Source organism: Rahnella rivi (genome assembly GCF_019049655.1).
GTDB classification, from domain to species: domain Bacteria; phylum Pseudomonadota; class Gammaproteobacteria; order Enterobacterales; family Enterobacteriaceae; genus Rahnella; species Rahnella rivi.
This window is the reverse complement of record NZ_JAFMOX010000043.1, coordinates 1-26,865: the sequence shown is the minus strand read 5'-3', so window position 1 is coordinate 26,865 and position 26,865 is coordinate 1. Positions and strand designations below refer to the sequence as shown.

The 26,865-nt window shown below is 53.5% G+C and carries 18 protein-coding genes and 3 pseudogenes; 16 read left to right on the top strand and 5 right to left on the bottom strand.

What is annotated here, in order from left to right:
- Positions 1-89: 89 nt before the first annotated feature.
- The 15 genes and pseudogenes from traD to J1779_RS02365 all read left to right on the top strand — a co-directional run.
- Entirely contained in the window at positions 90-2,762 is a 2,673-nt protein-coding gene (gene traD / locus J1779_RS02435) for a type IV conjugative transfer system coupling protein TraD (RefSeq protein ID WP_217202773.1), read from the top strand.
- A complete protein-coding gene (gene traI, locus J1779_RS02430) occupies positions 2,759-8,437 on the top strand; it encodes a conjugative transfer relaxase/helicase TraI (protein ID WP_217202772.1) in 5,679 nt (1,892 codons plus the stop codon). The genes traD and traI overlap by 4 nt, the downstream gene beginning before the upstream one ends.
- Before the next feature lie 82 nt (positions 8,438-8,519).
- Positions 8,520-9,314 carry a DsbA family protein gene (locus tag J1779_RS02425; RefSeq protein ID WP_217202771.1) on the top strand — a complete coding sequence of 265 codons (795 nt, stop codon included), beginning with the start codon at positions 8,520-8,522 and terminating at the stop codon, positions 9,312-9,314.
- Between the two features lie 60 nt (positions 9,315-9,374).
- A complete protein-coding gene (locus tag J1779_RS02420; RefSeq protein WP_217202770.1) occupies positions 9,375-9,644 on the top strand; it encodes a hypothetical protein in 270 nt (89 codons plus the stop codon).
- Positions 9,644-10,180 carry a phospholipase D family nuclease gene (locus J1779_RS02415; protein ID WP_217202769.1) on the top strand — a complete coding sequence of 179 codons (537 nt, stop codon included), beginning with the start codon at positions 9,644-9,646 and terminating at the stop codon, positions 10,178-10,180. The genes J1779_RS02420 and J1779_RS02415 overlap by 1 nt, the downstream gene beginning before the upstream one ends.
- Positions 10,181-10,320: 140 nt before the next feature.
- Positions 10,321-10,599 carry a replication regulatory protein RepA gene (gene repA, locus J1779_RS02410; RefSeq protein ID WP_121019118.1) on the top strand — a complete coding sequence of 93 codons (279 nt, stop codon included), beginning with the start codon at positions 10,321-10,323 and terminating at the stop codon, positions 10,597-10,599.
- 264 nt (positions 10,600-10,863) lie between these two features.
- On the top strand, positions 10,864-11,928 hold the full coding sequence (locus J1779_RS02405; RefSeq protein ID WP_217202768.1) for a Replication protein: 1,065 nt from the start codon (positions 10,864-10,866) through the stop codon (positions 11,926-11,928).
- A 922-nt stretch (positions 11,929-12,850) separates the two neighbouring features.
- Complete coding sequence (locus J1779_RS02400; RefSeq protein ID WP_217202767.1) at positions 12,851-13,180, top strand: hypothetical protein; 330 nt, start codon at positions 12,851-12,853, stop codon at positions 13,178-13,180.
- Between the two features lie 117 nt (positions 13,181-13,297).
- Positions 13,298-14,266 carry an IS3 family transposase gene (locus J1779_RS02395; RefSeq protein ID WP_217202766.1) on the top strand — a complete coding sequence of 323 codons (969 nt, stop codon included), beginning with the start codon at positions 13,298-13,300 and terminating at the stop codon, positions 14,264-14,266.
- Positions 14,267-14,514: 248 nt separating this feature from the next.
- Complete coding sequence (locus J1779_RS02390) at positions 14,515-15,342, top strand: hypothetical protein (protein WP_217202765.1); 828 nt, start codon at positions 14,515-14,517, stop codon at positions 15,340-15,342.
- Entirely contained in the window at positions 15,339-17,291 is a 1,953-nt protein-coding gene (locus tag J1779_RS02385) for a UbiA prenyltransferase family protein (protein ID WP_217202764.1), read from the top strand. The genes J1779_RS02390 and J1779_RS02385 overlap by 4 nt, the downstream gene beginning before the upstream one ends.
- A gap of 13 nt (positions 17,292-17,304) precedes the next feature.
- Positions 17,305-18,543 (top strand): hypothetical protein, encoded by a 1,239-nt coding sequence (locus J1779_RS02380; protein ID WP_217202763.1) that lies wholly within the window; start codon positions 17,305-17,307, stop codon positions 18,541-18,543.
- Positions 18,527-18,907 (top strand): hypothetical protein, encoded by a 381-nt coding sequence (locus tag J1779_RS02375; protein WP_217202762.1) that lies wholly within the window; start codon positions 18,527-18,529, stop codon positions 18,905-18,907. The genes J1779_RS02380 and J1779_RS02375 overlap by 17 nt, the downstream gene beginning before the upstream one ends.
- Entirely contained in the window at positions 18,908-20,647 is a 1,740-nt protein-coding gene (locus J1779_RS02370) for a DEAD/DEAH box helicase (RefSeq protein WP_217202761.1), read from the top strand.
- A 509-nt stretch (positions 20,648-21,156) separates the two neighbouring features.
- Positions 21,157-22,224, top strand: a pseudogene (locus tag J1779_RS02365) (Tn3 family transposase); the annotation flags it as partial.
- A 73-nt stretch (positions 22,225-22,297) separates the two neighbouring features.
- Here J1779_RS02365 and J1779_RS02360 read toward each other — a convergent pair.
- The 5 genes and pseudogenes from J1779_RS02360 to J1779_RS02340 all read right to left on the bottom strand — a co-directional run bounded on the left by J1779_RS02360 (position 22,298) and on the right by J1779_RS02340 (position 25,867).
- Positions 22,298-23,620 carry a hypothetical protein gene (locus J1779_RS02360; RefSeq protein WP_217202760.1) on the bottom strand — a complete coding sequence of 441 codons (1,323 nt, stop codon included), beginning with the start codon at positions 23,618-23,620 and terminating at the stop codon, positions 22,298-22,300.
- 216 nt (positions 23,621-23,836) lie between these two features.
- Positions 23,837-24,538, bottom strand: a pseudogene (locus J1779_RS02355) (tyrosine-type recombinase/integrase); the annotation flags it as partial.
- Positions 24,539-24,630: 92 nt separating this feature from the next.
- On the bottom strand, positions 24,631-25,050 hold the full coding sequence (locus J1779_RS02350; protein WP_217202759.1) for a hypothetical protein: 420 nt from the start codon (positions 25,048-25,050) through the stop codon (positions 24,631-24,633).
- On the bottom strand, positions 25,047-25,316 hold the full coding sequence (locus tag J1779_RS02345; RefSeq protein ID WP_217202758.1) for a hypothetical protein: 270 nt from the start codon (positions 25,314-25,316) through the stop codon (positions 25,047-25,049). Before J1779_RS02345 ends, J1779_RS02350 begins: the two co-directional genes overlap by 4 nt.
- Positions 25,289-25,867: a hypothetical protein gene (locus J1779_RS02340; protein WP_217202757.1), complete on the bottom strand. Its 579-nt coding sequence runs from the start codon at positions 25,865-25,867 to the stop codon at positions 25,289-25,291. The genes J1779_RS02345 and J1779_RS02340 overlap by 28 nt, the downstream gene beginning before the upstream one ends.
- Positions 25,868-26,648: 781 nt before the next feature.
- On the opposite strand from J1779_RS02340, the pseudogene J1779_RS02335 reads away from it, so the two are divergent.
- A pseudogene (locus J1779_RS02335) lies at positions 26,649-26,865 on the top strand (hypothetical protein); the annotation flags it as partial.

Below are 26,865 nucleotides of genomic sequence, written 5' to 3'. Positions count from 1 at the left end.
TTTCGTCCCTTTCATCCCCGTTTTTTCATTGACCATCCCGAACTGCCTATCAGGGCGGTTTAATCCTGTGCGTTCGCCGGAGCTGAACCATGAGTTTTACACCGAAATACCTCACGCAGGGGGGCCAGATGACGGCCTACCGGCTGCGTATGTTTGCCCAGGTCAACCAGTGGATCTTTAACTGGCTGTTCCTCTTGTTTTTGTTATCCACCGGCGGCGTATTTTGGGCGGTCACCTCCGCCGATGTGCTGAATAACGGTTTCTGGTACTGGACCGGCAGGCTGTTTTCCAGTTTTGTGCCGCTGATGAACCCGAAAAGCCCGGCGACTTGGGATATCAGCTGGCACTGCAATAGCGGCGTACAGTTGTGCACCACCAAACTGACGCTGGGACAGCTGCTGGCTGACCCCTGGATGCAGTCGATGGGCGGCCAGCTGGTGAACAACTTAAAACTGAGTGCCGCAGGCTGCGGCACGGTGTGTTTGCTGTTGTTCAGCGTGATTGCTTGGTACGTGGGGCGCATTGGCAAAAAAGAGAGTGAAGATACCTATCTCTCCGGCATGACGCTGACGGATGACCTGGTCAGTGTGAACCGTCAGTTGAAAAAGGCCGGACAGATGTCTGATCTGCAGATTGGTGGCCTGCATATGGTCAGGCATGCCGAGGTGATGAATTATCTGATCCACGGCACCATCGGCGTCGGTAAATCCACCCTTATCCGCTGGTTGCTCGACTTTATACGTAAACGTGGGGACCGGGCGATTGTCTATGACTCCGGCGGCACCTTTATTGAAACGCACTATGACGAACGTATCGACAAAATCCTCAACGCACACGACAAGCGCTGTGAGAACTGGGTGCTGTGGCGGGAAGCGCGGGAGGTGGTGGACTACGAGAACCTGACGGCCTCGCTTATTCCGGTGGAGGGCGAGTCCGACCCGTTCTGGGTGTCCTCATCGCGCACCATTTTCAGCGATACGGCGATGCAGTTTGCCTCACATAGCGATCGCAGTATTGAGAAGTTTCTCACAGCACTTCTGTCTATCGATCTGAAAACCCTGCGCGAATTTCTCAAAAACACGCCTTCCGCCAACCTGGTGGAGGAAAAAATTGAGAAGACGGCCATCTCGATCCGCTCGGTGGTCACCAACTACGCCAAAGCCCTGCGCTACCTGCAGGGGCTCGATCAGGAAGGTAAACCCGATTTCAGCATCCGGGAGTGGATGACCGACGCGAAATACGACAAAAGCTGGCTGTTTATCTCCACCACGGCCCGTCATCGCAAGTCGGTTCGTCCGCTGATGTCGATGTGGCTGTCGATGACCACGATCTATCTGCAAAGCATGGGGGAAGATCCTGACCGGCGAGTGTGGTTTGTCATCGATGAAAAAACCGGTTTGCAAAAAATCCCAGAGTTTTCCGAGACGCTGGCTGAAGGGCGCAAATTTGGCGGTTGTTTTGTTATTGGCATCCAGAACATGCCACAGCTTATCAACGTGTACGGACGTGAGGTAGCCAAGTCTATTTTCGACCTGCTCAACACCCGTTTTTATGGCCGGTCGCCGAGCGCCGAGGTGGCGAAAATCGTTGAGGAAGAGCTGGGGCATCAGCGCCGCCGTGAGGCGCGGGAGCAGAACAGCTACGGTCTTGACCAAATCCGTGACGGTATCTCCATCAGCCGTGACAAGGTCAACGAGCCAGTGGTCGATTATGACCAGATCATGTCGATGCCAAACCTGCGTTTCTATGCCCGTCTGCCGGGGGAATACCCGGTGGTAAAACTGGATCTGAAGTACCGTCCGCAGAAGAAGTATCACAAGGCGCTGATTGAACGCGATTTTAAGGATGTGCTCAGTCCCCAGCTGGAACGCATCATCAGCCAGAATGAACAGGTGGCGAAGACGGTGGGCCTTATCTTCCCGACCGGCGACGAAATTCTGGAAGGACAGAAAGCGGCGGCGAAACCGGAACCGCAGCGCGCCGGTCAACCACCCAGCCCGTCGGTGACACCGCAAGCCGGTCGGCAAATTAACGCTCAAAGCGAAAAACAGGCCGATAAACCACCCACGTCCGCCGTCAGTCAGAACACCACCTTGCCTGCCAGGGTTGTGGCAAAACCGGCACAACGCCACCCTGAAAAAACCGAAACCGCACTTGACGGCGTGGGTTCAGAAGCACCCGAACCCTCTGATGTGCCGATACTGCCGGCGAATGTTCGCCCGTTCACCCCGCGTATCCGACAGGATCCTCCGCCGGCGGAAACGGTGAGAAAGAGCGTGGCACCCGAGATAGAGGCCAACACACAGACTAAACCTGAACCTGAACCTGTAGTACCGCAACCCTACACACCCCCTCAAGCATGCACCTCTGCCGCGCTGAAAAACCCACCATTTTTGTCTGTTGCTGCCAACAACATGAAACCGTTGGCCGGACTCAGCGCCCTGGAGCTGCTCGCGCTAAAACGCCTTAAACCTGCTTCACAGGCCGACGGGGCACAGAGCGAGGGCGCCGCCGACGTACAGGGGGAAGCACCGGATCTGCAAATGGACGTGGAAGTGGATGAAAAGGGCGAGCTTGTTCTGCGCACGTTGGGTGCCCGGAAAGCGGCACCGGAAAGCCTTGAGGAGGCCCAGGCGAAGGAGTACGGCACGGCAAACCGCGCGATGGCCGAGGAGGAACAGAACATTCTGCGACACCACGATGATTATGACGCGTACCAGCATATGGATGAACACCACGAACCCGGAGGTTTTGAACGATGATGACCGTTGCCTCCGTTGCGTCTGCTGCAGGCGCGGCGGGCTATTACAGCAGCAAAGATAACTACTATTTTCTCGATGATCTGCAAAGCCAGTGGCTGGGGGAAGGCGCCCGTGAGCTGGGTCTGGAAGGGAACGTTGACCTTGAGGCGTTCACCAATGTCCTGCACGGGCGGTTGCCGAATGGCGTGGAGCTGGGGAAGGAGGTGTCAGGTAATCATGTACACCGGCCCGGACACGACTTCACCTTTTCTGCACCGAAAAGTATCTCAATGCTTATCCTGGCCGGCGGCGATAAGCGCCTGCTGCAGGCCCATATTGAGTCGGTCAAAGAAACGCTGGCCATCATGGAGCAGACGATTTCAGCCCGTGACACGAAGGAAGGCATCACCTCTATCGTCCCCACCGGCAAGATGGTGGCGGCGCTCTTTACCCACGATACGTCTCGCAATCTCGATCCGGCTATTCACACCCATGCGGTGGTTGCCAACGTGACCGAGTTGGACGGGAAGTGGAAGGCGCTGGCCACCGATGCCATTTACGGTGCCGGGTTTATTGAGACGATGTACCGCCATCAGGTCAGCTTCGGCAAAATCTACCGCAACAGCCTGAAGGCGAAAACCGAGGCGATGGGGTATGAGACAGAACTCACCGGCGGCAAGCATGAACTGTGGGAAATCAAAGGGTTTCCGGAGGCGGTGCTGGAGGAGTTTTCGTCCCGCCACCGCGAAATCGCCGCCCAGGTTGGGGATGAAGCGTCTCTTAAAAGCCGCGACGTCGCGGCGTTAGACACCCGGCAGAAAAAGGTCGATATCAGCCGTTACGGACTCGATGAAGCCGATGCGCAGGGCGCACGCACGCCAGCTGGCCCGTCACTGACGCCAACTGACACGGCCAGCGTGCCATCATCATCCCCTGCGAGCGTGGATTTCCCCTCAGAACCTGCAATCGAGGTGGGCGGAGAGGGGAACGCCCTTGTCCGCACGACCGCTGAGACGGTCAGTCTGACCGAACCCGGACAGGTAACGCCGGAAAAAAGTACGGATGCGAAGGACGCACCGGCGGAACCGCCAATCGCCAAACCAGAGACGCAGGCTGGCCGAAACCGCCTGCAGGCACGGTGGGATCAGCAGATGGCCGGTTTGAATTTCAACATACAAGACGTGATGGATGCCGCGCAAACACGGGCCGTGACGCCTGAACAGGAGGAAGAACGCCCGATGCCGCCAAGCGTCATGCAGGCGGTGCGTACTGCGATTTCGGTGCTCAGTGACACCCGCACCCGCTTTACCTACGGTGACCTGCTGATGACGGCGCATGAGGCGGGGGAAGGGCAACAGTCGATCCCTAATCTGCGCAAGGCAATCGACCGGGCCATCGTTGAAAACCTGCTGGCCCCGCTGGACGGGGACAAAGGGGTATTTACCTCGCATATTCATCTGCTGGATGAACTGTCGGTGCAGGCCCTGGCGGGCGATATCGTGAAGGAAGGGAAAGTGGTCAGTTTCCGGCAGACAGACATCGAAACGCCTGAGCGGCTCAAAGCGGTGGAATTTGCGCCGGTGGCGATCCTGAACGCGCCGGCGTCGATAGGCCGTCTGCGGGAGGTGACGGAAGAACTGGTGACAATGTCACGTGAGCATGGCCGCGAGGTGAAAATATTGGCCAGTTCTGCCGAACGGGGCCTGAGCTTTGGCAAATCACCGCTGCTCAAAGACGACATCCTCTACCGCAGCCGCGTTTTAGATAAAGGGTTCAGTCTCTCACCGCACAGCACGCTCATCGTGGAAAGTGCGGAGCGCCTTGGACTCAAGGAGATGCTGGTCCTGAGCGGCGAAGCGAAGGAAAAAGACGCCCAGCTTATTTTCCTGGACAGCGCCGGGCGGCAGTCCAACGCCAACGCCCTGTCGGTGCTGTCATCCGCCGGCGTGCCTCGTCACGGTCTGACCGAACCGGTGGCGGGGCTGGAAGCGCGGGTGATCAGTATCGGCGATAAGCGTGACCGTTACCGGGCACTGGCTGAGCGCTATGCTGACCTGAGTTCACCGGACGCCACCGTCACCGCTGTGGTCACCGGCGCACGCGAACAGCAGCATCTGACCGGCATTATCCGTGACGCCCTGCAAAACGCCGGCAAGCTTGAACGGGACGGCGTGACCGTCGAAGCCCGCACGCCGGTCTATGCCAGCGTGAAGGAGCGGCTGCTCCCGGCCACGTACCGGGCGGGGATGGTGCTGGAAGACCGGTCAGACAAAAATGAGACCCGCCACTACACCCTTGACCGGGTGCATGAGGAGACGCGCATGTTGTCACTTATCGACAGCGACGGCGTTCTGAGCCGCGTAAAACTGAGCGACCTGACCGGCGACTGGCGGCTGTTTACCCGTGAACAGTTGCACGTTGCTCAGGGAGAGCAGCTGTTTGCCCTGGCCGCTGACAAAGCCAATGGGCTGAAAGCCCGCGACCGGCTGACGGTCACTGCCGTGAGTGAGGGAACATTAACGGTGCAACGCGATGGACAGAAAAAACCGCTGCAGGTCGCGACCGACCGTCCGCTGTATCTGACGCATGGTTACGTCAGTGCACCGGGGAGCCGGGACAATGAGCACGGTATCGTGCTGGCCAGCCTCAACGCCCGTGACCTGTCGGGCAACATCATGAACGCCCTGGCCCAGTCGGGCCATGAGGCTGAAATCTTTACCGGGGAAGCACAAAACAAGGCGGAAGAGAAACTCGGCCGTATGCGCACCACCCGCTCACCGCTGGCGTTAGTCCGCCAGGCCAGTGGCAAGGAAGACGCCGGGGAAGCGCTGGCAGCGTTAAACGCAGGATTACTCACGGATGCGCAAAAAGCCGTGTCGCGGGCGGTTGCTCAGATGAAGGAGGTGGCATTTTCCGAGGTGAAGCTGCTGGAGCAGGCGGGCACGTTCTTCAATCATCTGGGGGCATTACGGGCCGAAGTGGCACGGCAGGTTAAAGAGGGTGATCTTATCCCGGTGAAAGTCGGCGGCGGCGGCGGAGGCGGATTTGTGGGGCGGGCAACCTGGGAGATGGAAAAGACCATTATCCGGGAAATTGAAACGGGTAAAAATACCCAGACGCCGCTGATGGCCACGATTGACCCGGTCTTGCTTAATGGGCTGACCGCCGGGCAGAAGGCAGCCACGACGCTTATCCTGCAAAGTCCCGATCGTTTTACCGCCGTACAGGGCTATGCCGGTGTCGGGAAAACCACCCAGTTTCGTGCGGTGAAAGCCGCGATTGACACCCTGCCGGAAAGTGAACGACCGCTCGTGATTGGTCTGGCACCGACGCACCGTGCGGTGAAGGAAATGCGTGATGTTGGCATCGAGGCGCAGACCCTTAAATCCTTCGTGGTGGACTGGCAACAGCGCACGGCGGCAGGTGAAGACGTGCGTTATACCAAGACGATTTTTCTGATTGATGAGTCCTCGATGCTGGGGAATCAGGACACCGCTGCCGCCTATCAGGCGATATCGCGCGGGGAAGGGCGTGCCGTGCCGGTGGGCGATACCGGTCAGTTGCAGTCACCGGAAAGCGGGGCACCGTTCACGCTGATGCAGGAGCGCAGTGCCATCGACGTTGCCGTCATGAACGAAATCGTTCGCCAGCGTAATCATGACCTGAAATCTGCCGTTTACAGCGTTATTGAGAACAAAGCCGGTGCAGCCCTCGAGAAAATTGAGCAGGTGTCACCGACGACGGTGCCGCGTATGGGTAACACCGTCTCCCCTGCCGGCTCGGTTATTGAAACGGATTCGCCGGTGTCCGCCATTATCCGGGACTACATGAGCCGGACGCCGGACGCCCGTGAGCGCACCATGATTGTGGTACAGCTGCATGAAGACCGGCAGGGGATCAACACCGGCATTCATCAGGCAATGGTGGATGAGAAAGTGTTGGGGGATAAGGCGATAACCGTCCCGATACTGGATCGCATTACCGGGGGGCGCCACGATTTTAACCGAATCAATGACTGGAAGGCGGGGCAGGTGGTGCTGGCCAACGAGCGTTATCTGAGCGTGACGGGCGTGGACAAGGGCACGGATCGGGTGTTTTTGCGCGATGAGAATGACCGTATGCACTATTACTCCCCGGCGGAGCTGAATGTGACCGAGATTGAGGTGTTTGAACGGCGTGAGATTGAGCTGCGGGGAGGTGACAGCGTGCGCATGAGCAAAACGCAGAAGCAGGCGGGGCATGATGCTCATGAACAGTACCGGATTGAAACGCTGCGGGACAACGGCGAGGTGGTGCTCAAAAATGCCGGGGGTGAAAAGGTCATTACGCCGGGCAGGACGCTGGCAGACCAGCACATTGATTATGCCTGGGCGGTGACGGGCTACGGCGCACAAGGGGCCAGTACGGACTATGTGATTGCCCTGGAGGGGACGGACGGTGCGCGTAAGAGAATGAGCGGCATGCGGGCCTTTTACATCAACGCCTCCCGCGCCCGCGACCATGTGCAGATTTACACTGACGGCCTGCGTGACTGGATGGATACGCTGCGGCAAAAGGATAACGGCCCGACGACTGCACATGACGCCCTGACACCCGAGTCCGAGCGGACACAGGCCCGGAGTATCTGGGCAATGGGGCAGCCGGTGGGCAAAACGGCAATTGGGCGAACCTACCTGCGGGAACAGGGGTTAAAAGAGAACCCCGTAACGGCGCGGATTATTCCGCCGACCAGGAAATATCCGATGCCGCATCTGGCGTTACCGGTTTATGACGGCAACGGCAAAACGGCGGGTCTGACGATGTTTCCTCTTCAGTCAGACACCGGCCAGATACAGACCGGGCCGGTACGCCAGCTGACGACCGAGGGCGCCCAGGCGGCGGTGGTACAAAAAAGCCGTAACGGTGACACGATTGTAGTCAGCGATATGACGCAGGCGCTGGCGGCGGCGCGAGGCAACCCGGCGGCAGGCGTATTGCTGCTCACCGGTCGGCAGATGCCGTCCGCGCAGCTGCTGAAAGTGGCGGGCGGGGGGACTGACCGGACAGTCAGGCCGGATGCCACGTTGCTCAGGCTGGTCCAGTCTGAGTTGCAGGAGATCCTGCGGTATCTGCCGGCAGAAGAACGGCCGGCGGATGAGTCTGCCCTGCTTCGCCAGGCACTCTGGGCTATTGAAGAGACGCGGCATCCCCCGTCTGAAATTCAGCTTCCCGAGACTAAAGGGCAGGATGTGTCAGCTTTGTCAGCACAATTGGTAGAGCGTGTCGTTCAGAACATGCGGCAGGAAATACCGGTGCTACCGGGTGAGAAACTGCCGGACTACGCCGCGCTTATCCGTCAGGCATCCGGCCTGATTGCCCAAAACGAAGCCCTGCAGGACAACAACGGTGCCATTCGGGCCGTGCTGGCCACCCTTGCCGGGGCGGGTCAGTTTGCCAGTGCAGTATTGCCGGCTGAAAACGCACAGGGAAGCCTGGTGTCGGCAGAAGCACTCCGCTACGTGCAGGCCGAGCAGGATAAAGCGCACGGCACCGCTAAAAACCCACAAAATGACCTGTCAGAGCGGGCGCTGGCCAGCGCGGCGCGTGAACTGGAAAAACAGGGGCAACTGACGTTACCGCCCGAAAGCCGGGGCCGGGAACCGGAGCGGGAAGAAATTACCCACGAAGCCGCCCGACATATTCAGAAAGAACGTTAATCAACACCGCGACATACCGCTGGCAGCGGCACAACCTTTTATTCACCGGTGACACCGGGATCCTTCTTTGAGAGACATCATCATGACAAACCGTTTTAACGCGGCGGCGCTTTCGCTCGCCCTGAGTTTTACTTTCGGTTCAATCCACGCCGGCGCCGCAGAGCCTGAAGACTTCACACCGGCGCAGCAGTCACGCATCGGCGAGATTGCCGCCGATTACCTAGTGGCCCATCCGCAAGTGCTCATCGAGGTGAGCAAAAAGCTGCAGGCGCAGCAGGCAGCCATCAAGGCACAGCTGATGGCACAGTCGGTGCTGAAGGGACACCGGCTGCTGATGCAGCTCGACGGCGTGCCAGTGAAAGGCCCGCAAAATTCGAAAGTGATTATGACGGAGTTTTTTGATTACGAATGTATCGCCTGCAGCATGATGGCCCCGGTAATGGAGCAGGTCATGGCCAGTAATCCAGGCGTGCGGTTTGCTTTTCGTGACTGGACGATTTTTGCCGGGCATTACCCCGAGTCTACGCAGGCGTCACGCCGGGGTCTGGCCATCTGGAAACAGAAGGGGGCTGATGCCTATATGGCCTACCACAACGGGATTTACGGCACCGGCCATAACGAAGGGAAACTGACGTCAGACGATATTGAAAAAGTGGCCACGGCAGCGGGCGCAGGAGAAGAAGACGTCGCGAACCGCGCAACGGCAGATGCCCTGATCGCGGGTAACAGTGCGCTGGCCGAGCTATTGGGATTAACCGGGACGCCGGGGATCATCGTGATGCCGGCAGAGAACGCGACCGCTGACAACACGACGGTCATTCCGGGCGTCGTGTCCGCTCAGGTGATGCAGCAGGCCATCGATAATGCGATGAAATAAGGCGAGGTCGTGCAGGCCACCGGGTTTGAGGTGGCTTTGCGCGGTGTTGGGAGAAAAACGATGAAGGGTGAAAAAGCACTGTCGATCCACTTTTTTGACCTGCATGGCTTTATGTTCAGCGATGATGATATCGAGCATCAGCGGGTGTGTTTCAGAACCCATCCGGGATTGCACCACGAGGCACTGAAGGTGGCCATTACCTGTCTGACTAAGTGCGTGCCGGAAAACCTGACCTGGGACGCGTCCTGTGGCGAAGGTTCCTTTTGCCTGCTGACCGCCAGTGTGTCATCAGGGATTTATGCATTGCCCTACCAGGAGGAAACAGACTGATGAAGAACAACAGATTGCGGGTGGCCTTACTGGCCATATTATTGAATGTGGGCGTTTGCACCGCCAGCGCGGCCCCGTCGGTACAGGTGGGATTCTCACCGGAAGGCAGCGCGCAGCAGCTGGTACTGCAAACGGTGAATGATGTCCGGCAAAGCATTCGCCTGATGGGGTACTCGTTTACCTCGCCCGACATTGCCGGGGCCCTTGTCGAAGCAAAGAAACGGGGCGTCGATGTCCAGGTGGTACTGGATGAGGGCGGCAATCGCGGGAAAGCCAGTGTGGCCGCGATGAATTTATTGGTGAATGCGGGGATCCCGGTGCGCACCGTCAGCCAGTTTAAAATAATGCATGACAAGGTGATTATCGTTGATGGCCAGACGGTCGAAACCGGATCATATAACTATACCCTGTCTGCCGCGCGTTCGAATTCGGAGAACGCACTGGTACTGCATGATGTGCCTGACCTGGCACAAACCTACCTTGCTCACTGGCAGTCCCGCTGGCAGTTAGGTAACGACTGGCATTCTGCTTATTAGCGTTTAACGAAACTCAGCCATCACTTCAATAATGTGGGCAGCGCGCCAACGTTGCTCATGCCTGACATAAAGTTAGGTCACCGATTTAAAAGTCTGTAGTATTCTCTGCATATTCTCTTATAAAACATGAGGAGGCGGAGATGCCAGAAGCTGACAATGTAAAAACTTCCTCATCGGATTCAAAACGCGCATATCGAAAAGGTAAACCAATGTCTGCCAGCCAAAGACAGCTGGCCGCTATTGCACGTAAGCGTGAAACGCATAAAGAAGTTAAGGTCTTTGTAAGAAACCCCCTTAAAGATCGCATGATTGAAATCTGCGAAGAAGAAGGGCTTACACAGGCGCAGTTTATTGAAGGTTTGCTCGAGCGGGAATTGCTTGAACGTGGTGTTTTAGATGTAAAGACTTCACATTCTTGATAGCTGGCACGTTGAGTGCTAGATTACTGATCGAGTAGATGATTTCTGGCTGGCCACGCCATAAGGTGGCAGGGAATGGGTGCTGATTGAGATACTTACAGGCCCATAAAAGCAAAAACCCCGAAAATCTTCCTAGGTTTGGCGACTAAGGAGAAGATAATCGGGGCCTACTAAAACTGTATAGAGTTGTTGCTCTATGCAGGGAGTATAGATTTATGCCTTTTAAAGGTCAACTCCTCCTGCGCAACATAAGCGTTGGGAGCCGTGTCTGAGCAAATATTTCCATTCTCACCGGTAGCAAACAGTGTTTCTGCCAGTGTTTATCGTCCTTCGCGCCGGGGTGAAGCTAACCGTCTGCGCAAAGGCCAGTCGAAGACGCACCGCAACAACCAGCCGGCCTACACGGGCAAAACGCCGCGCGGCATGGCTGCAAAAGTGGTGGCTTGCTTCCGTCAGCATGACTGGCGGCGAAATGCCGATTTGATCGCGCTTCGCCGTACTGGTTACACGCCTTACTCCCGGGCGTCTGACCCTTCCTTTATCCCTAAACCCATACGTATTACCCCACGCTCTGAGAGCCATGAGGCGCTGACTTCTCTGTCCCTGGTTCTTGCCGCAAATTGTGACTACAGCCCGGACGGCGATTACCTTTTCGAAATGATGCTGCCGGTGGAAGAGATTGCCCGCCGCATGAATGCGCTGCACGTTTATGAGAACGGTCGCAAAGCCTATGACGTTCTGCTCCATGCCCTGCGGGTGATGGAGCAGCTGGACTATGTGGTGATACACCGTGACCGCGACGCCGATTCTGGCCAGAACAAGCCCATGCGTATTTTTCTCACCGACAAATGCTTTACTTCACGCGGCATCGCCGTTGAAAGCATCCGGGAGTGGTTGCATAAATATCGCCGGTGGGCGGTAGCCAGCGGACTGGCGGAGTCGATGCAGCAGAAATACCAGCGTCACCTGCTGAAAATGGCACGGCTGGGCATCAGTATTGACCGCCACCATTCACTCAAAAACCGGCTGAGACGGATAAAACGCTGGGTTGTCAGCCCGGAGCTGCGCGATGAAAAAGCGCGCACTGAGGCGGATATTGGCGCCGTTCTTGACGAACAGGCGCGTAAAGTGCGACAGCTGCGTCCGGCCAAAGAGACAAGCCGTTACCAGAATGCCTGGCGTCGCTATACTGCCGCCGGCCAACTGACGATGGTCGCGCAAATTTCACTGGAAAGCGCTCTCAAAGTCGAGTTCCCGACGCTGCTGGCCACCAATGCCGAGAAGTTCTATCAGATGTTACTTGAACGCGCCGGCGTTCCTCTGTCTTAACCACACCTATCTAAATAAACCTTCCCCCTTCCTGCGATTCTCGCGGGCCTGATGCTGGCATTTTTTCCTGTCCCGGATGCCTGGCAGGCTTCCCCACGTCTGTTACCAGTCCAAATGCGCGCCGGCTACGGTCGAAGCGTTATCTCCGCGCGTCGCTAGCCAACGTGTGATTAATAAATAATCGTTTAAATTCGAAGAGATAATTCTCCCAGTCGAGGCATCCCATTAACTTCGAAAGCCCCTCCTTAGATATCATTAATTTCGAACGTTACTTCTGAACAAAACAAGCTTTCTAAAGAAAGAGTACTCCTGAGCCAGCCTACGGCATGGCATTGGAGTAGGTCCCTTCGCTATGCTCAGGGCAACGACACCTGATCAACAGCATCATCGGCAAAGGCAAAGAAGAAGTAGCTCCTCGGACAAGCCGGGGCATAACATGCTTCATATTAGTTACAACATTCACTAGACGTTAACCACATCAACCCCCAGCACCGAGGCAGCACGCACCCCCTCCGCACACCTGAAAAGCCTCCCCGCCCCGGGCCAAAGGCCCGGAACAGATTGGCTTTAGAAGTGAATGTTGTAACTACTGAGATTAGTGTCGCTTTGAGAGGTGTGGCTGTTGGGATTGGGGAACACGCCCGTAAGCGCCAAAGGCGCTAACGCGGAGATACGCCCTGGCTTCGCCAGGACAACTCCGACCGCGTACATAAGCAACTTATTGTTGTAAGCGGGATGGTTCTTGCAGGGCGAGGAATGGACATCGGTGGAATCTATCAAACCTGGGCGGCTACGCCGCGTCACCGGCGACGATTGACTGAAGGGTCATATGACATATTGGTTGTCGCCTTCATGCGCGTACGCGCATAAAAAGGTAAAGTCTAACCAGAGATGGCCGATATATCTTTTTTAAGGAGATTTTATGATGATTAAGAAAATGGCTATATGTGCGTTTCCAATGTTGCTTATCAGCACATTTGCAAATGCTGAACAGACTACAAATCAGTGGCAATTAGTGAAAGGTTCAGACAGTAAAGACTTCCAGATTATCTGCTTTACTGATAAAAAGCAGACACTATATATTCGCAAAGATAATGGAAATAATGAGTATCGAGTCGCGCGAAATATCATCTTCCAGACACTGCCTAACAACACCACAATTCTCAGCTTCAAACGCGGATTTGTTTCAGCTGATAAGGATATGACGTACATCCCGTCTGCAAGTGAGCATTGCGAAATTACTGAACAATAATTTTGGGGGTCTGAAGCCCAACTGTACGCTAAGTGTGTTTTATGAGCAGAATGGGCGAGTAAAGAAAAGAGGTTTTTCTTTACTCTTCCCGTTGATAAAGGCACATGGCCTTATGACTTGTCAGCGATCCCGACCAGCGTACTGTGGTTTGTTGCCCGACAGCTGGGAATATCCGATACCGGGTATGAGTGGGCAACCCCTATTGGTTCGACGCCTGATTGGCAGCGTTGGAATCACTATTTTTCTCAGCGGGCGCGCCAGGTGAACCACCACAGAAATGAACAACGACAAAAAGTCGCGGTGAAGCTGAAGAAGGCCGGGGCAAACATCCAGCAAGTATGTCGATGCCTGTCACTCACGCGCAGTGTATTTTACGCCCGGAGCCGGCGGCCAGCTCTCAGAGCAGACGTTCTGATGCTTCATGCGGCGGCCAAGCATTTTCATGCTGAAATGGATGCAACGTATGGTAGTCGGCGCATGTGTATTGAGCTGCGTGCACAAGGTTTTAATGTTGGCCAATACCGTGTCCGTCAGATAATGAAGACCCTGATGCTGGTTGCGAAGCGTCCCGGACGTCATCGCTATCCACGTGGTGGTAAACCGGCTGTAGTGGCGGCTAATCTGTTGAATCGACAGTTTAATCCAGAGACATTAAATAACTGGTGGTCAGGTGATACCGCCTATCTTCGTACCGCTCAGGGCTGGTTATATCTGGCTATTGTCATGGACTTATGTTCAAGAAAAATAGTGAGTTGGGCCTTCTCGGACAAACCGGACAGCGCCCTGACTATCCGGGCATTACGACTGGCGGTTAATAAACGACGGCCAACAGGCCCAGTCGTATTCCATAGCGATCAAGGTGCTCAGTATACCAGCGCCCAGTACCAGTCCTGCCAACAGGAACTGGGTGTGATGGGCAGTATGAGCCGCAAGGGTAACTGTCTAAATAACGCCGTTACGGAGAGGTTCTTCCGCAGCCTGAAAGCAGAGAGAGTTAACTACCGTCGCTATGAAACCCGAAGTCAGGGCATTGCGGACGTTATCGATTATATCGACAGTTTTTATAATCTGAAGCGTCGGCATTAACGGCTGGGCAATATATGGCCGAATGAATATGAACGCCGATTACAACAATGTGCCTAAATCCGTGTCCGGTTTTAGTTGACCATTAAAATGCTATCTATTTGAAATATTGATGGTTTAATTTGTCAGGCTATCACTTTAACATATTCATAGCTCATGCAGGTTCATTCGCCGCTGGGGGCGGTCGCATTCGCTATAAGAATGCTGCGTCAATTGAATAAGTTTGGCCGTAGCTTAGGGGGTAGATGAGAGTGGGTGTTAACAGATTCGATGCTGAACTTATTCAACTTAACAACGAACTTGAGAAAAACCGTCGCGAAGCTGAGCACGTCAGGGCCGACATTGTTTTCTTTGAAAATTTCGATGAGCCTGTGGCGCTTAAAGAAAATATGGGTTTCGCAGAGTTGCTCAGAAAAAAGAAAGAGGCATTTAATTACCTGCAAGTCCAGCCCATCAATCTCCCGCCGCAGGGGTTCTTTGATCGGATTTTTGATCTGGCTGGTTCTTACAAAATTCAGAAGGAAAAAGTCGAAGATGAACATAGGCGCAATAAGGCGAGATTGTCCTCAGAGATATCCAGCCTGGATTTGACCATCAAAGCCGGTCAGGAACGCATCGAAAAATACTATTCGCTTGATGAATACCAGCTGCGCGCCATGCTCAGAACCTATGAATGCCGGGAAGAAATGTTACTAAGCAGCATCCAGCGCGTCTCGGCAAAACGTGAGAGGTTGATCCAGGTTGTCGGCCCCTTACTGAAAGACGTGGCGCAATATCGCCAGCAGGAGTCCAGCTATCTGCATGAACTCAACGCCTGTCAGTCATTCTCGCAACAACTGGTTCTTTACAGTGATGATCCCGTTCAACGCCGCCAGGTGCATGAGGCCTGTGCCGAACAGTTCAACGGTAATGGCCGTCCTGCTGATGTGGCTTACGAGTTGAATAAACAACTGCAAGCCACACAACAGCAAATCAGCAAGCTCGAAGATCTCATTAATCGCGCCATCGGGAACATTGAATCAGCCACTGATGCCTCATCTCAGCGCGAAGGTCTGCATACAGGGCCCGCTATTTCATGAGCAAAACGACAAAAATCAAAGACGCGCTTGATCAGGGAACCTTTCAGTTCCAGGGAATATGGAATCAGGTCCAGGGTGATGCGTTAAATAAAGCGCTTAGCGATTATGGCAAGGGCATTCGCAAATCTATTTCGCTGAAAAATGGCAACGGCATTAATGGCCAGTCAATCGACGTGCAGCAGGGCTTCGCCGCAGAAGCGCATCACGTCGGTTCTTTCAATATTGAGGCGGCTGCCAAAGGAAAGAATAATCATCGGGCGACGCTGGATGTTGGGCAGGTTAATGATCCGGTTGCGGATATCCATGTGAATACGCCGGATGGCACCACCCGCCATCAGGTTAAATTTTACAAAGACGGCAAAAGTACCGCTGACGCGCTGTCACCCGAAAAATACGATGGCGTGGGGAAGATTGTTCCCTCTGATCAGGTGGAATTCGTTAAGGCCGCGGCGCATAAGCAAGCGCAGCGTAACCAGGATACGCGCCCGAATGTTTCACAAAGCAATCAGGACACCGCAAATAATGCGACTGACAAGCTCACCTCCGCCGACGGAGCTATTTCCAGCACCGGGTTAAATCGCAAAGGCGAGGGAAGTGCAGAGGAGTTAGTCAGCGAGGCGAAAAACAACCAAAACGGGCCTGAATATAAGGAAAAGGCGCGCGTCAGGCAGGAATTCAATGGTATGCAGTACCGCAATGCGGCACGGGCGGGAGCGATTGCTGGCGCGGCTTCGGAGTCGGTGTCCATTATGCTGGAATATATGCGCAGCGACGAACCGCTGGATATGGATATGTGTTTTGAAGCCGCCCAGCGCGTGGTACTGAGTTCCGCGAAAGGGGCGGGTAATGCCCTGCTGATTACGGGCATTCAACACGCAGGCCAGTCATTGCTTGACGCAACCGTCGCGCAGACAGGAAAAACCCTTGGAGGCACGTTAGGCAAACACCTTATCAAAGGTAATGTCGCTGCCGCCGTCGCCCAGATCACCGTCAATCTTGCTCATGACCTGTTCAAATTTTCCCGGGGGGAAATTGACAGTATCGAGTTTGCCTCTTCTACGATTGGCGGGACAGTGCAGGTTGTCGGGGGAAGCCTGGCATTCAGTCTGGGTGCGGGCGTGGGGACCTATCTAGGGACGTTTGTCAGCGCGTCGATCTCCGGTTATGCCATCGGCGGAACCACGCTGGGCGCGCTGGGCGTTATGGCCAGTGGTGCCGTATTTGCGATCGGTTTTTCGCTGGCAGCAGGCGCGTATGTGAATTACTTTTCCGCGCGAGGACTGAAAATTGCCAATGACGATCTCAAATCCGCGCTAGAGAAGCTCCACGGCAGTGCTATAGACCTTTCTCAGTATGCGGGTAAAGTAGGCACCATGTCTGAACAGGCGTTCTCCTGGACAGATTTGTTGCCTTTCAGCGGCGTGATTTCGGTCATCTCTGAATACAGCACCCGCAAAAATCATCTCAAAGCCGTCCAGCGCGATATTTATGCGCAAATCGATGCATTACCTGAGCAGGAACGACAGCTCATGCAGGAGCTGGCAGCCGCGTACGCCCAGGAAATCAATCATATTGATGCTCAGTATGAAGCGGCGAGGAGAAGCCTCACCGACCAGGCGTTCGCCCGAATTGACGCGTTTAGCGACGAGCTGAACACCCATCTGCAACGCCAGTATCTGATGTTCACACCGGTGCGCAGGAACTATTTAGCGCACGCCGAGCTTCTGGATACCGAACAACGAAAACAGCAGGAAAAAAACACGCGTCTGCAATCCTTTGCCACTGAGCTGTGCCTGTTGCAGGACAAACTGAACACCATTGATATCACCGCGCCTGCTGGCGTCGCACTCAAAAAGGAAATGCAAAATATCATCCTCGACCGGATGAGCATGATTATTCCTGACAAGACGGGCTGGGATCAGGCCTGTGATTTCCTTGAGCTGCACTGAGGATTGACAACGTATGCTATTGAAAGCATTTTCTAAATGGTGGGCCGGGTCAAAACTGCAGGAGGAAACTGCGGTGACGCAGGCCCTGGTCCGACGCCTGGAAAATGAGCAGGCGGAAGCGAGCCAGCGTATCAATTCCAAAAAGGAAGAATACGCCCGCCAGCTTATTGCTCACCAGGACAAGCGCAACACTGAGCTTGGGCAATATCTCGCGTTCCTGAATAGTCAGTTGGAGAGTGCAGGCGCCTATGTTGCTATTCTTAACAACTTCCAGAATCTCATCATGCCATGCATTGAGTCATGGATGAACGTTGACCTTTGTAAGCAAAATATCATCATTATCAATGATAAAATAAAGGCTATTCATTCCACGATCTCATTAATGGATGCTTGGCGGGAGGAGTTGAATAATCAGGCTCAGCGACAAAGTCGGCAGACGTGGAGAGAATTCACGGCTCAGCGGCCGCTCACTGTCACCGGCGACTTCATCACTAAAACCCTCACTTCCATAGAACGCTCTGCCAAAATCAGCAACGATGATTTTAATTTTGAGTTAAACCGCCTCAAAAGCCATCGCTCCGAACTATCAAAAAGCCTGGCTTCACTCCGGGTGCAGCTAAATACGCTTTACGAGGAAAGGCGGTCTGTTGAAGCATTGCATGATGCAAACAAGAGCGCGTTAGCCGAAGAATATACATTGTGCATTGCGTCATGGAATATCCTGAGCAAGCGGTTTGAAAATTATTACGCCTATGAATTAACCCATAACACCTATGCGGACCACTGGCTTAGGGGGCTTAACGAGGGTGGTTCACTACCTGAGATCATTAAAGTCATCGGCACAGCAACAGAGATCATCAATTGTGCCAGCGAAGTATTGAGCAACCTGAATGAGCAGTACCAGCCTTATAAAAGGCGGGTGCAGGCTGCGCATGATACTAAAAACTATCCCGCGTCATTCCCCAATGATAAGGCAGAAAAAAAGCGGCTGGCGCCCATGGTGACGGCAGCGTTTAAGGACAAAAAGGAACTGATTACTGCGCGTGCCATTCTGTTTGCCCGTCGCGAAGAACTTAAAGGTTTTGTTGAAAAAATTAAACCGCTGCATCCTGATTCAGCGATCGAAAGCGTTTGTGAAATGCTCAGCGCAGACCGTGATTTTAATGCGTTTTTTGCCTTCGGGTTTAATACGAAGAAACAGAAACGCTCCCATTGGGAGAAAAAGAAGGCAGAAAATGGAATCACAACTTGAAATGTCATTTATCTGGCGGCGATCCTCGAAAAAGGAGAGCCTTATTGCCGTCACGAAGGCCGTCAATGCGGGCTTCAATACCAGAGAAAAGCTGGTTTCATCCCTGCCTCAATTCTCGCTTTACCGAATTGCGTTAGCCATTGATGCACTAATCACCGCGGATATGGCTGAGAATAATTTTGGTGTGTTAACCATTCATCCGGACATGAATATTGTCTTTGAACTGGTTGCATCAACATTCGTATTGCCTGTACCGGCACAACAGATGGATGCCACGACGCGTCGCATGATTATCAACAGGCTCGGTTGCAGCAATCCGGCGGGCGTCGAATCGCTCCTTCACCTGAAGATTGAAGAGGCATAAATGGACGATCACGCGCTGAACCTGTTTCCGGAGCCGGGTGCGGTTAACGATTTTATCGGTCACATTGATCACTGGCTGGAATACCTGTCTGAACTGACGCTGACCGCAGACGATCGCACGCTGCCTAAGCTCCGACGTCAGATCACCTATCTGCTCAGGTTTCGGGATGGAGCTAACTGTAATATCAACCAAAACCGGTTGTTGCAGTATTATTATACTCACCCGGCCAAGGTTAACGGTGATGATCTCTCTCTGCCAGGGGAACGATGTAACGCCGGGAACCTGAGGGCCGGGGCAGAAAACAGCGACAAGGTTCAGACTTTCCTAGAGGAGTTCCATACCAGGGAAGGCGGAAGCACCATGGCGATAACGCCACAGGCTCCCATTCAATCCAGCTATCAGGCTGGCGATCCTGCTTTTACCTTAATCGGCAATGCACTGGCCGCTGAAGATTTCTTCTGCATACAGGGGCCGCCCGGCACCGGCAAGACGACGGCTATTGTGGAGATCATCTTGCAAACGGTTAAAGCCAAGCCCGGCGCACGGATCCTGATTAGCTCCGAGACCCACGTCGCTGTAGATAACGCCCTGGACCGCCTCGCTCAGCAATGCGCACCGGAGCTGCTGAACTCAATACTGCGCTACCCACGGTATTCCATCACCGAATTCGAGTGTCCCGAGACAAGACAAACGGATGCGATGAATCGGGCCGATGCACTGTGGCATAACGCGTACCGTGCGGCCCCTCAGCTGACCATGGACCTTTGGGAAACGTTAAAGCAGGGGACAATGGATGAGAACGGCAGGATGAGCCTGCCGCGCTGGCAGGCGCGCAATCTGGCTGAAATGCATCAGCTCATCGGTGTGACCTGTAATCAGATTGACCATTTATTCGATGATGAAACTGAGATGTTCGATCTCGTTATCGTCGATGAGTGTTCCAAAGCAACGATGCCCGAATGGCTGATGGCGATGAGCGTTGCCCGCAAGTGCATTCTGGTTGGCGATCATAAGCAGCTGCCCCCCACGTTCTGCGCCGAAGAATCCGAAGTATTGACTCAGATGGATGAACATAAAGAGCAGTTGATCCGCAATGGTGTGCTCGAACGGTTGTTCGAAAACCTGCCCCCGAAGATGAAAGGGATGCTCAACAGGCAGTTCCGTATGCTTCCCCATATCGGTCAGTTCATCTCTCATCACTTCTATAAGGGTGAGTTGCAGCACTATCGCACCACTACAGACCACGAGTTTCAGGACTTTGGCTGGTACACCTATAAGTCGCGCGGGCTTCGTGTCCCGGCCCAGCAGGGCAAAGAAAGGAAGATTCTTATTAATGAAGCGGAGATCAGCATCATTATGAGCCGGCTCACCGACATATTTGAAACCCTCAAACGCTCCGGCAGCAGGAAAAAAATCAGTGTTGCTCTGATCACACCCTATCGCGCGCAATGCAAAGCCTTGCGTGAGACCCTGAGCGCCTTGGCGTTCAGCGAGTTTCTCGCCGTAGAAGTCGATACCGTGGATGCCTTCCAGGGACGACAGGCTGATATTGTGTTTTTCTCGTTCGTGCGCAATACAGGCCCTGCGACGTTCTACGCTGACGACCGGCGCATAAATGTCGCCATCTCACGCGCACGCGATGCCGTTTATCTGGTTGGCGATATTGAATATATCCGCAGTAAACGCCTTCCGGTGCTTGATGCTCTGGGTAGCTTGCCGGTTCTGGGAACTCATATGTAGCGCACCCGCTGATCAATGCCCCTCTCTGCAACTAAGATACGTTTAAACCGAATCGGGGTGGGGGTGTTCTTTTGACAATAATGAAGACATTACTGGCTGAGCAGTGGATGTCTTTATCTATCTATCGTGAGGCAAGGAAAGAGGAGGGGTCAGTGCTTAATATATTGCCGGTCTTGTTCAGTGAGACCAGTCATCTTCATAACATAGGCCCAGTCCGAACCGCTTTTCAGCATAGCCTGAGCCACTGGTTTAGAAGTCAGTGTAAAAGAGACAAATGAGCTACGTCATAAGCCAGGCTATGAGGAGGTAGTAAGCAGATATCTTTTACATAGCGGCATCTGATGGGGCAATTTAACATAAGTAGAATTGTGTGAACTTAACTTGTTGTTTAAAAATGAAATCACTATTTTGACATTTATTCTTGCCGGCTATCACTGCCATTCTCGGTGAGCCTCTTCTTTACTATACGGGGTCTGACGCTCAGTGGTACGAAAACTCACGTTAAGCAATATTTTCCTGCACTGACCCGACTTCGGCTGAACTGGACAAAAGCGAACTATCTGCGGGCTGAAACTATCACCAGCGCTAATGCCAGACTGGTTGATTTTCAGGCAACACTACCGCTGGCACAGATATGGGGTGGAGGAGAAGTGGCATCTGCAGATGGAATGCGCTTTGTTACACCAGTCAGAACAATCAATGCCGGACCGAACCGCAAATATTTTGGTAATAACAGAGGGATCACCTGGTACAACTTTGTGTCCGATCAGTATTCCGGTTTTCATGGCATCGTTATATCGGGGACGCTGAGGGACTCTATCTTTGTGCTGGAAGGCCTTCTGGAACAGGAGACCGGGCTGAATCCAACCGAAATTATGACCGATACAGCAGGTGCCAGCGATCTTGTCTTTGGCCTTTTCTGGCTGCTGGGATACCAGTTTTCTCCGCGCCTGGCTGACGCCGGTGCTTCGGTTTTCTGGCGAATGGACCATGATGCCGACTATGGCGTGCTGAATGATATTGCCAGAGGCCAATCAGATCCCCGAAAAATAGTCCTTCAGTGGGACGAAATGATCCGGACCGCAGGCTCCCTGAAGCTGGGCAAAGTACAGGCTTCAGTGCTGGTCCGTTCATTGCTGAAAAGTGAACGCCCCTCCGGACTGACTCAGGCAATCATTGAAGTGGGGCGCATCAACAAAACGCTGTACCTGCTTAATTATATTGATGATGAAGATTACCGCCGGCGCATTCTGACCCAGCTTAATCGGGGAGAAAGCCGCCATGCAGTTGCCAGAGCCATCTGTCATGGTCAAAAAGGTGAGATAAGAAAACGATATACCGACGGTCAGGAAGATCAGTTGGGAGCACTGGGGCTGGTCACTAACGCCGTCGTGTTATGGAACACTATTTATATGCAGGCAGCCCTGGATCATCTCCGGGCGCAGGGTGAAACACTGAATGATGAAGATATCGCACGCCTCTCCCCGCTTTGCCACGGACATATCAATATGCTCGGCCATTATTCTTTCACGCTGGCAGAACTGGTGACCAAAGGACATCTGAGACCATTAAAAGTGGCGTCAGAGGCAGAAAACGTTGCTTAACGTGAGTTTTCGTTCCACTGAGCGTCAGACCCCTCTTCTTATCTGTTTATTGCTTTTGCTTCCAACCTGGAAGGCCGTTATCAAACAACGTTGCATTAGGTAAGATCTGTACGAGAGGGATAAGGTTGTGCCTTGGATGATAGCGCAATAGTTCAACAACTGTTTCGTCTATCATCCACGAAGAATTTTCGTCGACGCGCGGCACTAAGTAGTGTGTGTTAACACGAATAAGTTGTGATTTGCATTTAAATTCATTAATTGCCTGGTTGTTTTTATCCCTTCTTAAATCGGCAACATCAACCTGAACATCAACATCGATCGCAATATGAGCTGCCCCTTTACCAAATTTCTCAAGCTGATCGTCGATATCTTTCAAAACGGAAGTCACATGGCGTGAACGCGCTGTAAAGGATTCTTCAGATACGCATTTCCAAGTTATAAGCGATGCGTGTTCAATTCTCTTTACAAAACGCGGATCTCGTTCATCTGGAGTACCTTTCCCATAAATATTATAGTTTTCATCTGACAAAGGGGAACCTTTGATAAGACGTGCGAGCTTTGTGTTGAACAGAAGTGAACCATGATTTAATATATCTGCTTTAATGGTTTTTATATTCACTGGTTTTATAAACCCGCTTCCGTGCTCATCATCCCATTCGTATAAATTATCACGGAATTTTTCTAAATGATTTAACAGATAATCTTCAGGTATATTTTTGATTTCATTTTTATAGATTATGTTTATCCAAAAATTTAGCTTTGATATATATATTTCCTCAATCACCTTATCAATGTGCTGCCGGTGTGAATCTTGTTCTGCGATGGCATACTGGCCTTTGCTCAGTCGTTTACATTCCACATAAAAAAATTCTCTACCCTCTTTACGCATTTTAAAGTCTGGCGTTTTTGCCCGTCCTTTTTCCTCAGGAATAAACTCTACATCAAAACCCTGGGTTGCATAATTACCGGCGATGATTAATTCAAATAGCGCCGAAGCCGGATGCACTGTGTGCGACTCAAGCATCCTCTTTGCACGGTCTTTGGCTCCGGGGATATTATTCAGGAATGAGATTATTAAACCCAGTTGTTTAACCCACGGGATGATATGAGACGCGGTTGTAATTTCATAAGCTCTCCGATTATCAAGTAAGGATTTAGCTTGCGAGAAAAAGCATGCGACTAAATCAGAGCCATAAGTGCCCACAGGAAAATCTTTGCCAAAGTTCTCTTTTTTCTGTGATTCAAGGATGTAATCTCTCTGCGATTTTACGAGGCGTGAAGTAAAATCGTTATTCCCGGGCACTAAGGAGCACAGCCATGCCAGGGCATTTTCAATATCAGGGTCAAATTCGATGCCATTACTTTTCATGAGAACTCCGATTTTAGATTGCTGAGGGTAAGTGGGTATGAGTGTGATAAACGTCTTATTCTGTACTTCCTGGCAACAGGGCTAAGCGTCTGGAGATGCTCCCCCTAAAAGATAACCAAAGGAATTTAAAAGATAAACAAGACACTGTGAAATTCGTTTGCCCGTCGATGATTGATATATGGCACCCTCAGTGAGTCGCCGGTCTACCTGAAATATTTACCGTCCCTGATCGTGTTTGATTATGGCTAGGGCGTCGGCCTCCGGCATCGAAAACTGAACGCGATAGCGGGCGGCCACGTCGAGGGCAAATATTTTGGTGTAGACCTCGGTCGATTTCATGCTTTTGTGGCCCATCAGCGCCTGGAGAACCTTCAGCGGCACGCCCGAGTACAGCATGTGCATGGCGTAGCTGTGCCGCAGCGTGTGCGGCGTCACCGGTATTGAAAAGGTGACGCCATCGGCTGCCGCGCGTGCGACCGCGTCGTTGAGCCAGGTGCGCACCGTGCGGTCGGTCACGCCCCATATGCGTACGGGCTCCATGCGGTCCGTGGCGGGATTGCGCCGTTCCTTGGGAATACGCAGCGTGGCCACCATGCTGTTAAAGCGGCTAAGGAACTGGTCATCGGACAGAGTGACCTGCCTGCGGGTGACGGCGTTTTTAGCCGGAGCGCCCGACCCGCGTTCCGCTTTTTCCTGACGCTGCTTCAGGGTGGACAGAGAGACGTAGGGATAGTGGTCGTCCAGATGAAAGTCTTCCCGGGTGAGTGCCACCGCCTCGTTGATCCTCGCGCCGGTGTTCCACAGAGTGGCTACCAGCGTCTGTTGGTACAGGTCTGGCAAATAGTGCAGCAGCGCAGTGACCTCAACGCCCAGCAGGTACAGCGGCATGTCTCCGTGATCCTTCGCCATGCGCCGCAGGGTAGTCAAACGCCGCCGCCTGCGCGGCGATTACCGTCCTGAAGGTGCCCGCCAGTGCTGGCGGCGAAAAATGGGTTGTCATTGGTGATCTCTTAAAGTGTCCGACGTTTTTTAGGGCTTTCAGGAACCATTGATGAGCCTAAAAGCGTTTCATGTATCACATTTCTTTCCTTGTGCGCTTCGTAAACCGGTTTCCACAACTCGCGCGGATCTGACCTCTTCACCAAAAGCATGAAGGCATCATCGATAACGATGGCATCCTTAAGAGCGTTGTGAGGGTAGTAGGCGTTTGCGCGTATAATCGGCGCTGGAAACACCCGCCAATCTCGGGTTCTTTCATCAGCGATTTCACAGCATGCGACCTCATTTCCACCAGCTATGTAAATGCGGCGCAGGATCATGCTGTCTTTAAACACCGGCGATTCCTGGTACCAGAGTTTCTCGTGTTGACGTCCGTATAAGAACTTCACTGCTTTTCCGAAAGATTTGAAGAATACATTGGATATTGTCATGCGGTTGCTATCTCCTCTAAGTCTGATGTCCAGCCCTTAAACCAGCCCGCGGGATCCTCCCCCTGCAGCAGCTGAGTCAGCCAGCGCGCCGGATCTCGGCGGGTCATCTGCCTAAAATACTGCGGGTGATGCTGCCCGAAGGTGCCCCAAAAATCCTCCTCGTCCTCCGCCGGCGTCCAGTCAAACGCGGGCAGCGGCATATCCCCGCAGCGGGTTTTGAGAAACAGCAGGAAATTTTTCAAATTTCCGTGGCCGCCGCCGCCCATGCCCGGGCCCAGCACAAAGGCTCCGGTGACGGCGCCTTTGTGCTGGGCCCGGTTTCAACTTCGCGTCGCAGGCAGAACAGCGTGCCAGCGCTGCGGCCGGTGGCAATGCGCATCAGCTCCACCTCAAACCGTCCCGTCGTCTCCTCCGGCTGAAAGAACGCGTGATAGGCATTCCCGATATTCTCCACCGGAAAAGGTGTGCCCCGGCCGGAGAGCATCCAGCCCGCGTCGGCATCAAACGCGGCCGCGAGGCGGTCCGCGAGCGCGAAGCTGAGATCGTCGCGGCCGTCCAGGCACTCCAGCAGCGTGGCCGGCGACGCCTCCCCGCTCAGGCGTGCGATGCGCGCCGTGTCCACCGGTTCACGGTAGCCCAGGACCTCGTCGTCGCGCAGACGGTCAAACAGCCACGCCAGTCGCGCACCGGTTTCCTGCCGCCAACGATCGCGCATGCTCGTTTCCGGGAGTGCCGCGTCGGGGAAGTAGTGCCGCCGCAGGGCAAAGCGCGCTTCGCCCTCGAGGGAGCGTTCGTTGACGGCGGCGGACTGCTCCATACGTTCGAAAACGTCATCGGTCAGGTTGGGGTCAGTTTGGAGATCGGATATTATTGTACGGTAAGCCTGTTTTTTGAACAGACGTACCTATGACAGTAGGGTGTAGTCCACTGCTATACGCCGTTTACCGTGGATTTTGTCTAATAGGATAATCTAAATGCGATACTGAATACGCGATAATTTAAAAGTGATAGCCACGGGCGCAAAATCAAGCCATTACGGCTGAGTGGTTAAATATTGCGCTAAACGTACAATAATTCCCGATCTCCAAACTGACCCCAACCCGGCCAATTAGCCCGATCTGTTTCAGTCTGGCTCGATTCTGTCGGGCTGTGACGCTCAGAGCATGTGGCAGACGCGAAAGATCTGCTCACGTAACCAGAGGTGCGCTACGTTACTGGAATCGCGCTTATGCCAGTAAAGATTCCAGCTAAAAAGGGGCGCGTCAAAGGGCAGCGCTTTGATCACCAGGCCCGAAAAATGTGGGGGCTTGCCATTTTCTCAGATACCACCGAAATCAGATCGGTTCTGGCCAGCACAAAGGGCAGAGTCAGCCAGTGCGGTATGGTCACGGCAATGTTACGTCTTAGGCGTTTTCCCGCAAGCAGATCGTCGACAAACCGGACATCTGATGAGCTGGTCGCCACATGCAGGTGGCCGATGTTCAAAAAATGCGTCAAGGGTGAGCTCACCGGACGTAAGCGGGTGGTAGCGGGTATCAGAATTCGATGTAAAGTATATTGTGTCTTTGCACCTTACATTTCGTGTTTAAAGAGGGATTATGATTAATAAAATTATCGTGGGTGTGTTGCTTGCATGCGTTTCCGGTAGTGTTTTTAGTGAACCTTTACAAGAAGATAGTCAACCTATATCGCTGAAATTAAGTGATAATTCTTTGAAAGAGGTAAATACCTGCGAAGATTTTATCGCGCTTCGCCGTGCGGGTAAGACGGTGACCGACTTGCCGAATTTGCCCGACCGCTTTACTGATATGGCCA